We start from the raw sequence: 11,799 nt of genomic DNA on the forward strand, positions 1-11,799 counted from the left end.
TCTCAACGCTTTAAAGGGAGACAGGCTCCACGTTTTCTTGCAAGTTTTATCTTCGACAAGCTACTTGCGCCACAATAATGTCAGAAAAATGCATGAGCTTTTAACTTGTTCTTCCCCGTTTAGTAGAAAAATATTAAGAATTCAGAAACAATAATTGTTCAAACTTGACTTATTATAATAGATAAATTGACTATAATACCCGAAACTCTTACGAATTAAAAATTTTAAGTGGTGAGGAACAATTCTGTGGAAGCATACCGATTTTGCAAAACAGAGGGTTGGGATGAACCCGGTACATATCGGACAACCTTTGTCCCAGTTTGGGATGTAGACTTCTAGGAGAGGATGCGAAAAAACGCACCTGTCTGGAAATGTCCAGGTATTTTTTGGGAGTGGAATAGTGGGTTTTTTCTAAGGTTGTCCGTAATCCTCTCCAATTTTGGAGAGGATTAATGTAGCGGTAGCAGGAAGACCTTACTCCCTAGTTTATGACTGTGGTAGGGTGTCTTTTTTAAGACTGTGTAAATTTTGGCTCTGGCTTAAAGATGATTTGATATGTCCGGGAATACTAGATGCAGAAACTATTATGATGAGCGCAATATGGTTAGTACTCTTGTCAGTATTCCCGGATATGGCATTATTGAAGAACTGTACAATGGTTTTAGAACGCTGGTTTATCGAGCAGTTCGAGAAAGCGACTCAGTATCAGTAGTGATAAAACTACTGAAAAATCCTTATCCCACCTTCCATGAACTCTTGTTGTTTCGCAATCAGTACACCATTGCAAAAAATCTCAACTCACCTCTAGTTATCCAAACCTATAGTCTTGAAACCTACCAAAATGTCTATATATTAGTCATGGAAGACTTTGGGGGAGTTTCTCTCAAAGATTATTTCGCCAAAAATCAGAATGTCGCGTCTCTAGAGGAATTTTTACAAGTAGCGATCGCTTTGTGCGAAACCTTAGATATACTCTACCGCAACTATATTATTCATAAAGATATTAAACCGAGCAATATATTAATTAATCCCGAAACCAAACAAGTTAAATTAATTGACTTTAGCATTGCATCTTTACTACCACGAGAAACCCAAATACTAGTCAATCCTAAGGTTTTAGAAGGAACATTAGCTTATATATCTCCCGAACAAACAGGGAGAATGAATCGCGGAATTGATTATCGTACAGATTTTTATTCACTCGGTGTAACTTTCTACGAGTTACTCACAGGAGAGTTACCCTTTCAAGCTAATGATCCAATGGAGTTGGTACATTCTCATCTGGCAAAACTCCCAAAGAAGTTAAGCAGCCGGAAAGGAGAGATTCCAGCAGTTCTTTGTGAGATTGTCATGAAATTGATGGCAAAAAATGCTGAAGATAGATATCAAAATGCATTAGGATTAAAGTTCGATTTAGAAAATTGTTTACAGCAGCTAGAAGTAACTGGGGAAATAAAATCTTTTGAAATTGCAACTAGGGATGTGTGCGATCGCTTCCTCATTCCCGATAAACTTTATGGCAGAGAAGCCGAAGTATCAACCCTCCTACAAGCATTTGAGCGAGTCAGCCAGGGGTCAACTGAAATGATGTTAGTTGCGGGGTTTTCTGGCGTTGGAAAAACAGCAGTTGTCAACGAAGTACATAAACCAATTGTTAAACAACGCGGCTATTTTATCAAAGGTAAGTTTGACCAGTTTCAACGCAGTATTCCCTTCAGTGCCTTTGTGCAAGCATTTCGAGATTTAATGGGGCAGTTGTTAACAGAAAATGATACTCAGTTAGCTCAATGGAAAAATAAGATATTATCAGCATTTGGCGAAAACGGTCAAGTAATTATTGAAGTTATTCCAGAATTGGAAAACATTATTGGTAAACAACCACCAGCGATAGAATTATCAGGAACAGCAGCACAAAATAGATTTAATTTTTTATTCCAAAAATTTACCCAAGTTTTTCCCAATGCTGATCATCCCTTAGTAATTTTTTTAGATGATTTGCAGTGGGCAGATTCAGCATCCCTGAAATTAATGGAGCTATTAATGGCTGATACCGGGCATCTTTTCATCATTGGTGCCTACCGTGATAACGAGGTTAATCCAGGACATCCATTAATGTTAACTTTGAGTGAAATTGAAAAAACACTCTTCACGATTAATACAATTACTCTAACACCACTAAATCAATTACAAATAAATAAGTTAGTTGCCGATACTGTAAAATGTTCAGAAAATTTGGCGACCAATCTTTCTCAGTTGGTTTACCAAAAAACTCAAGGAAATCCATTTTATACAACTCAGTTCCTTAAAGCATTACACCAAGATAAACTGATTGAATTCGACTTTGAATTAGGATGTTGGAAATGCGACATTTCACAAATTAATCAACAAGCAGTTACAGATGATGTTCTTGCCTTTATGGCATTGCAACTAAAAAAATTGCCAGAATCTACTCAAAAGATATTACAATTAGCTGCTTGTATCGGCAATCAGTTTGATATCGCCACTTTGGCTATTGTTTCAGAACAATCAGAGGTAGAAACATCAGTCTGTCTATGGAAAGCTTTACAAGAAGGATTGGTATTACCAATCAGTGATGTTTATAAATTTTATCACGGAGAGAATAATCAGCAACTTCCGCTAAAAAATATTAATAAGCAACTAGCTAAATATAAATTTTTACATGATCGCATTCAACAAGCTGCCTATTCTTTGATTCCGGACGATCAAAAACAGACAACTCACTACCAAATTGGACAACTACTGCTGCAACAAATTTCATTAGCAGCACGAGGAGAGAGAATTTTTGAAATAGTTAATCAATTAAATCAGGGAATTACTTTAATTACCGAACAAACACAACGATATGAATTAGCACAACTTAATTTAATTGCTTGTCGCAAAGCCAAAAATTCCACTGCTTATGAAGCTGCGGGTGAATATGCTACAGTTGGATTATCTTTGTTAGGAAAGCACGCTTGGCAACAACAATATGAAATAAGCCTTACTTTCCATGAATTGGCAGCAGAGATCGCTTCTTTATGCGGCGAATTTGAAGTGATGGAACGGTTGGTTAATAGCGTTATTGAACAAGCAGACTCTCTACTAGAAAAGGTTAATCTTTACTGTACTAGAATTCAGTCTTACATCTTTCAGAATAAAATAGTAGAAGCCCTTGATATCGGACAGAAACTTCTGCAACAGCTTGGCGTAACTTTTCCTGAATCACCTACACCAGTAGATATTCAACAGTCGATTCAAGAGATTAAGGAATTGATAGGAGATAAAGAAATTGCAGATTTAGTTGATTTACCTGTAATGACAAATCGGGAAATCTTGGCAATTATCCAGATTGCTAGTAGTCTCATCCCAGCAGCCTACAACTCTGGTTCTATATTATGTCCATTACTGATGGCGTTGTCGGTCAAATTATCCATTCAGTATGGAAATACAGGAACTTCTGCATTTAGTTACGTTAACTATGGGTTCATTCTCTGCAATCTTTTCCAAGATGTAGATACAGGAACAAAGTTTGGTCAATTGTCACTTCAAATCATCTCCAAATTCGACGCTAAAGCTATTAAACCAGAAGTACTTCTGGTGTTGGGAGGTTTTGTTCTCCACCGCAAATCTCATATCAAAGATATCCTCCCTCTCTTTCAAGAAGGCTACGTGACTGGTCTAGAAGTTGGCAGCATGAAATTTGCTGGGTATCACGCCCGTACTTTTTGTAACGCTTCTTTTTGGTGTAATCAGCCTCTTGCTACCTTAGAGCAGAATGCTCGTGCTTACTACAATGGGTTGATACAACTGAACCAAGCCGGACTAGCCAATTTTTGTCGTCTTTCTTGGCAGTGTGCATTAAATTTGCTGGGTTTTGGGGCGGATCCTTGCATTTTGTCTGGGGAAGCGGTGCAAGAGACACAAATTCTGCCGCAGCTAATGTCTGAGAATGATGTAAGTGAGTTATGTGTTTTCCATTCATATAAGCTTATGCTCTATTACTTATTTGGAGAAATTGAGCAAGCGCAAAACCATACTGTTGAGTGCAGTCGCTACTTAATTGCTGCTAAGGGATTAGTATACGAGCCTGCGTTTTATTTCTATGATTCCTTGATTGCTATAGCAGCTTTGAATTTGCAATTAGAACAAGTATCACAGATATTTCAACGGGTAGAGCAGAACCAAACTCAACTACAACACTGGGCGCAATATGCTCCTATGAATTATCAACATAAAATTGATTTAATCGAAGCAGAAAAATGTCGAGTATTAGGAAAAAAAGCGGAAGCCATAGAATTATACGACAAGGCAATTTCTCTTGCCAAAGCCAACGAATATACCCAAGAAGAAGCACTTGCCAATGAACTCGCCGCTAAATTTTACCTCGGCTGGGGCAGACAGCATCTAGCCCAAGACTATATGATTAAAGCCTACTACGGCTATGCTCGCTGGGGAGCCAAAGCCAAAGCCACCCACCTAGAAACCTGCTACCCACAACTGTTGGCTCCTATTCTTCACCAGAACCGCTGTACTGTTTTAGTCAACGAAACTCTCTCCACAACGGGAACTTTTCTCTCTACCAGTATCTCGTATTCTCTCGACTTAGCGACTATTCTGAAAGCTTCTCATGCTATCTCCGGTGAAATCGAACTGGAAAAACTACTGTCATTGTTTCTCTCGATCCTTATAGAAAATGCAGGAGCTGAGAAATGTGTGTTAATACTCTCACAAGATGATCGCCTATTAATTAAAGGGTTAATTACTGAGGGATCTCAACCAGTCTTGTTGCAAAGTCTTCTCATTGAAGAAAGCCAAGATATTCCTTTGACACTAATTTACAAAGTTAAGCATAGTAGAAAGACTATTGTGGTGAGTGATGCTAGTGCTGATCTAAGCTTAGCTACTGATCCTTATATCATGCGTCAGCAACCTAAGAGTATCTTGTGTAGTCCGGTTTTGTATCAAGGGAAGTTGCGTGGCGTATTGTACTTAGAAAACAATCTGGTGACAGAAGCTTTTACAAGTGATCGTATCGAACTACTGAATCTACTGTGTTCTCAAGCAGCTATCTCTCTGGAAAATGCTCTATTGTATGAGAAAAAACAGCACTATGCTCAACAGATGGAGCGATCGCTTGATGCGTTGAACGCTAGTAACTCTCGCTTCCATAACTTAGTAGATAACGTTCCTGGTGTTGTTTATCAATTCCGCATATTCCCTGATGGCAAAATGTCTCTACCGTACATTAGTGCTGATTGTTATGACTTATTTGAAATTACGCCAGAGCAAGCGATGGCTAATGTGCAGCTGGTTATAGATACGATACATCCAGATGATGCAGCTAGCTACCAAAAATCACTTACCAACTCAATTCAAACTCTATCTCCCTGGAATTGGGAAGGGCGAATAGTCACACCATCTGGAATCGTTAAATGGATTCACGGCGAATCTGTAATTGAACAACTTGCCGATCGCACTCTAGTTTGGGATGGGTTGTTGTTGGATATTAGCGCTCGGAAAAAAGCTGAAATTGCCCTAAAGCAAAAATCGCTCGATTTAGAACAAGCATTGCTTCACTTACAGCAAGCTCAATTACAAATGATCCAAAGTGAAAAAATGTCTGCTTTGGGTAACTTAGTATCTGGTGTTGCTCACGAAATGAATAATCCTTTGGGTTTTATTTCTGCTAGTCTGCAACAGACTAAAACCTCTATTGTTGATATTATTGAACACTTAAAACTATATCAAGAAAGTTTCCCAGATAAAACTGAAGGAATTCTTAAGCATGCGGTCGAAATAGATTTGGAATATAGTTTAGAGGATTTACCAAAAATGCTTGATTCCATGAGAATAGCATCTGACAGGCTCAACAATATCAGTACTAGTTTACGTACTTTCTCTCGTGCTGATCAAGACCATAAAGTGCCTTTCGATATTCACTCAGGTATTGACAGTACTATTCTCATTCTCAAGCACCGTCTTAAGGCTAATCAAGAACGCCCCGCCATCGAAGTCATCACAAAATACGGTAAATTACCCGCTATTAAATGTTTCCCTGGAAAATTAAATCAGGTGTTTATGAATATTTTAGCAAATGCTATTGATGCATTGGATGAATGTAATAAGGGAAGGATTTTTGACGAAATTAAAGCTAATCCCAACCGGATTACAATTACAACAGCAGTTGAAAATAATCTAGTGAAAATTTCTATTGCTGATAATGGTCACGGGATGAGTGAAGAAATCAAACAAAAAATATTTGACCATTTATTTACGACGAAAGCTGTAGGTAAGGGGACGGGGTTGGGTTTAGCGATCGCGAAGCAAATCGTTGAAGAAACCCATGGTGGAAAATTGAGATGTAACTCAGTTCTGGGGGAAGGAACAGAGTTTATTCTAGAAATTCCACTCTGAATTTCGGAAATTTCTAGAATAGGAAGTTAACGAACAATCCCTATTTCACGTGTTTATATTTTCTCATCCTTTAAAGCTTCTCTACTAGCAAATCCCAACTACATCCCTCAATCCACATTTAAAATGCATTGCCAATTATAGAGAAGTATAAGCCATTCTCCTGCCATGTATTTTTCTCTCCTGGAAAGAATATCAAGGGAATACCCCAGTCTAAGCGGGCTGTTAACCGATCTTGCAGTTGCAAACGTAATCCAAACCCTACAGATGCTAAAGTATTAGGAAATCTGCGGTTGAGACTGGAATTTGGCGTATCAGAAACATTCCAAGTTGTGCCAAAATCAACAAAAGGGGTTATCTGTAGAAGACTATTGCTTTGGGAGAAGCGAATAATAGGAACTCGGACTTCTGCAGATGCAAAAAAACCATTATCTGTCAATAAAGCATCTTGGCGGTAGCCCCGAACACTATCTATACCACCCAAACTGAATTGTTCAAACGGGACAAGTGGTCGATCTGCTACTTGGATATTACCCCGAAGCAATAGAACAGTATCCGGAGCTAGCAAACGTAACCATTGAGCTTGACCTCTCCAAGCAAAAAAGCGGCTATCAGGAGGTTTTGCATTAATTGTAGAATCGAGAGCATCAAGCCCGAAACTAAACTGAGAACGCAGAGCAAACACTTGCTGACTGTTACGCAGTGTCCAATCTTGAAAAAAACGCACAGATGTTATTCTAGTTTTTCCTTGCGCATCTGCACCAATTTCGGGAAAGGGAATTTCACCGTTGAAGAAGCTGGCTTCGCTTTCGCGACGAGTTGCAGTGAAACCTAATGCTAATACTTTATCTGGTGTTTGGATTATTGGTTGTCGTAATGTAAGTTCGTAATATCGCGAGTTGGATTGAATGTCAAGAGCGCTAAAGGGTCTTTCTATGACATTATTATCTGAAGTACCAAAATTAAAGGCAAGAGTGCCATTATTGGAATTTATAGGTATGGTATAATTAAGATCGAGAGTATTGCTGCCATCGGTATTAGTGTAAACAGCGCTGATGCTATCACCAAATCCTAGTAAATTGGCTTCGTTCACAGCGACTTGACGGCGAAAACTGCCAACGGATGGCGATCGCGCATTATCTAAGATAATCGAAGTCGTAAAAGTTTTTGCCTCTTTAACCTTTACCTCTAGTAAACTAACTCCTGGACGGGAACCAACAGATAATTCTGCTGATAGGTTTTGAATTAGAGGATTGATCTGCAACAGTTGCAAAGCATGTAACAGGCGATCGCGGTTCACAGGTTTACCTATAGCCGTAGCAAGACGACTACGTACATAACCTGAATTAAGCCTACGAGTACCAGTTACTTTAACATCTTCTAGTTTCCCCTCGACCACTCGGATTGTCACCACCCCTTCATGAAGTTTCTGTAGTGGAAGAAATGCACCAGACGTGATATATCCTTTCTTCACATATAGGTTCGTAATTTCTCTGGATACCTGAAAAAGCTCTGCTAGAGTGATAGGGCGTTTTGTATAGCTTTGTGTAACACTCTCGAAATCTTTAGCACTAAAGATAGTACTACCTATTACTTGAAACTTTTGAACAGTGATAGTTTCTGGAACTACACCAGATGGAATTTGCTCAGGGGTCAAAGGACTGGTGGGAGGAAATTTTAGCAGATCTTCTGGGGGTGGTAGGTGTGAGGGTGATACTGGTTCTGGTAATGGCTCTGTGGAAGGTGGTTGAGTATTCTGAGAATTGAAATTTTTGGTAGATAAAGACTGGGCGATACTTGGGTTAAAAACGTGAGATTCAAACAAGGACGTGCCGTTCCTCGGTTTATGCATCTCGTAACAGATTTTGTTCTGTGTTACAGAAGATAAATCTATAGGTGGTGAGTACCCCTTACGTGCAAGGCGGATAGGAGTTAGGCATTTTCGGTCTAATTCATCAACGCAACGTTCTGCCTCTTGGCTTCTAGCTTGAAAGAGGGAGCAGGGAATATTTCCTTTGTCATGATTACCGGTGAAACTTGTTTCATTGGGACTGCACTCTGCCTTGTCAGAACAGCTATCATTTTGTAGATGTGTTTTTTGTATTATATGAGTAACTTCGGCTAGCAGTGGTTTATCTGTAGTTGCAATAGGAAGTACAACTAAGCTTAAGCAATACCAGTTTTTATAAACGATACCTGATTTTTGATGCAATTTACCCAACATAGTAAAACCAAAGTAAACAGGTGAAAACAGAGCTATAAAGTTTAGGTAACTGAGTAATAGCAGTCTCATTTGGTGGGCGCGTCTCTTGAGGTGTAAAAACCTTGATAGCCCTCATTTTCTTACTCCTTACTCCAAAACAGGAATGCAGTTCATAACAGCTTCTTTGATCAACAATTATTTTTATACTTTATATAGTAAGGAACTACAAATTATAAATCTCAACAAGAAAATACTTTTTTGAGTTTATTGTGAATTTTTATGTTGCTAATAACACCGTTTTAGGATTTTTTTAACTAACCTTTACACACTCATTTGGTTTATGTTATCGTTGTGAAAGTATAAAAAAATTAGCTACTAATTCTCAGATATATTAGTTTAGTAACTATTTTATCTGAATTGAAGTAAAAAAATACTACTTTTTTAGTATTTTTTTCTAAATGATTTGGATATTAAATTAAGTTATGCTTCTTAATATCAAAAGAAGGCTAGTTCTCAGATGAAACAAATATATCGAAGCTCAAAGATATGGGCTAAGAAATTGACCTGCTTTGCTTTTTTAGCAATCGCAATTAATTCTTTTGAAAACTACGCCCTAGCACAAATCAAACCTGATAATACCTTAAGCAATAATTCCACAGTCACCATCCAAGGTACCACAAGCCTAGTTGAGGGAGGTACTCGGCGTGGAAATAATCTATTTCATAGTTTTACAACATTTTCTGTTCCTGGTGGCAACACAGTATACTTCAATAATAGTCCTGCCATTCGTAACATCTTGACTCGCGTAACAGGAGGATTTGCATCAGAGATTGACGGTGTACTCAGAGCAAATGGAACAGCGAACCTGTTTTTACTCAATCCGAATGGAATTGTGTTTGGTTCTAATGCCTCTTTGAATATAGGGGGTTCTTTTACCGCAAGTACAGCTGATAGCTTTTTATTTGGTGATGGGACTCAGTTTAGTGCAACAAATCCTCAAACCATACCACTACTAACTGTAAATGTTCCGATTGGTTTACAATTTGGCTATAAACCAGGAAACATTGTTGTAAAAGGACAAGGTCAATCTTTAGGGTTGAATGGTGCAGCTGGGAGCTTTGAGAACTTTGTAGGTCTTCAAGTCAAGCCAGGGAAGACTTTGGCGCTAATAGGGGGGAATGTCCAGTTAGATGGTGGGTTATTACAAGCGCCAGGGGGTCATGTTCAATTAGGAGGTTTAAGTGAACCGGGGACAGTGACCTTTCAAGAAAATGGTAGTTTTGTTTTTCCCACGGGTGTCATACCATCTGATGTTTCCTTAATTAACAAATCGGGTGTGAATGTGCTTGATAGTAGCGGTGGTAGTATTTCAATCAATGCACGTAACATAAATATTTCTGGCGCTAGCCTTCTAAGTAGCGGAATAACAAGCGGTTTGGGAGCGGTTGGCAACCAAGCTGGAGACATTACACTGAATGCAATGGGAAATGTTACCCTTAGAGGGAGCAGGATTGAAAACAACGCGAATCCTAATGCTATTGGGAATAGCGGGAACATTAATGTAACGGCTAGTTCAATTTCCTTAACTGATAACGCTGCACTAGATGGTAATACCTCTGGACAAGGAAATGGGGGTAAAGTCAATATCAATGCTCGCGATGCTGTCTCTCTTGATAATAGCTATTTACTCAGTCCTACTGGTTCTGGCTCTGTAGGCAATGGTGGAGACATCAACATCACAACAGGCTCACTTTCGCTAAAAAATAATTCACAACTAGTCACGGATCTTGCTGGAAGAGGAAATGGGGGCAATATTAATATTAGCACCCGTGATATAGCTTCCTTTAACTTCAGTGCCATAACTAGCCTTATTTTACCAAATGGAGTAGGGAATAGTGGCACTCTCAACATTAATACTGGCTCGTTATTAGCAAATAACCTATCACAATTTAATCTCAGTGTTACTAATGGAGGACAGGGAAAAGCAGGCAATGTGAATATTAATGCTCAGGGTCTAGTTACTTTTGATGGAGGTTTTATATTTAGCAGGTTAGAAAAAGGAGGGGTAGGTAGAGGTGGAGATATCAACATCACAACCAACTCCCTGACTGTGACCGGCGTCCCTCCACAAGTTCAAGCAGGTAGTATTGGTCAATTGGTTACGGCGACTTTTGGAAAAGGTGATGCGGGTAACGTAACTATTAAAGCTAGTGATACAGTTACTTTTAGTGGAAAAGGTAGTGATGTATATAGTCTTGTAGGTACTAATAGAGGAATAGGGAATGGAGGTAATATTACAATCAACAGTAGAGTCTTGTCGATAACCAATGATGCTCGACTAGTTGCTCAATCCGAAACGGAGGGAAAAGCAGGGAATATTATCATAAATACTGAAAAACTTTTGCTCAACAGCACTTACAGCACTAATGGTGCTACTATCTCTTCAAACTTCCTCTCAACCTCTTCAAAAGCTTCTTCAACGGAAGCTGGTAGTATCGATATTAGGGCAGGAGTTATACTGCTACGAGGCAGTAGTGGGATAGTGACTAGTACTTATAGTAGTAATGGTGGTGATATTGGTATTCAAAGCAATAATTTGGTTCTATTGGATAATAGCGTTATCGCATCAGATGCGGTAAGAGCTACAGGAGGTAGGGTAATCATCGATACGGAGGGTATTCTCCGCTCAAGTAATAGTATAATCAGTGCTCGAGGGGAAAATCCTAGTTTAACTGGTACTGTGGAAATAAAAACACAGCCTAATACTGACCCGACTCAAGGATTAGTCAAACTTCCTACAAATCTCGTTGAGGCGAGTAGGCTAATTGCTCAAGTTTGTCCAGTAAATGGAAGTCATATGACAAATGAACAGAGTAGATTTACTATTACAGGACAAGGAGGATTGCCACCGACTCCCAGAGAAGCTGTCAGTAGTGAGAGTCTGCTTGAAGATTGGGGTCAGTTAAGCAACATTACTGCTGAGCGATCGCCTAACAGTAATCAGCCAAGTAAACATGATACTAATTCTAGCATTGAAAGAAATGCTCCTTTCGTTTCAGATTCACTGATAGAAGCTCAAGGATGGGTAATTGATGAGCATGGTGATGTGGTACTAACTGCTACTCCACCTACAGTCACATCCCATAAACCCCTGCTTACACCTGCTGCTTGTCATGATAGCTAAA

The 11,799-nt window shown here is 39.1% G+C and carries 3 protein-coding genes; 2 read left to right on the forward strand and 1 reads right to left on the reverse strand.

Features of this window, described 5'->3' with window-relative positions; genetic code table 11:
* Positions 1-600: 600 nt before the first annotated feature.
* On the forward strand, positions 601-6,414 hold the full coding sequence (locus tag G4P69_RS07915) for a trifunctional serine/threonine-protein kinase/ATP-binding protein/sensor histidine kinase (RefSeq protein ID WP_208349158.1): 5,814 nt from the start codon (positions 601-603) through the stop codon (positions 6,412-6,414).
* A gap of 118 nt (positions 6,415-6,532) precedes the next feature.
* On the opposite strand, the gene G4P69_RS07920 is transcribed toward G4P69_RS07915, so the two are convergent.
* Entirely contained in the window at positions 6,533-8,704 is a 2,172-nt protein-coding gene (locus G4P69_RS07920; protein WP_243902906.1) for a ShlB/FhaC/HecB family hemolysin secretion/activation protein, read from the reverse strand.
* Between the two features lie 427 nt (positions 8,705-9,131).
* Here G4P69_RS07920 and G4P69_RS07925 point away from each other — a divergent pair, with 427 nt between their 5' ends.
* Positions 9,132-11,798, forward strand: a complete 2,667-nt coding sequence (locus G4P69_RS07925) for a two-partner secretion domain-containing protein (RefSeq protein WP_208349161.1) — start codon at positions 9,132-9,134, stop codon at positions 11,796-11,798.
* The last annotated feature ends 1 nt before the right edge of the window (position 11,799 follow it).

This window comes from Aetokthonos hydrillicola CCALA 1050 (assembly GCF_017591665.1).
Taxonomy (GTDB): Bacteria; Cyanobacteriota; Cyanobacteriia; order Cyanobacteriales; family Nostocaceae; genus Aetokthonos; species Aetokthonos hydrillicola.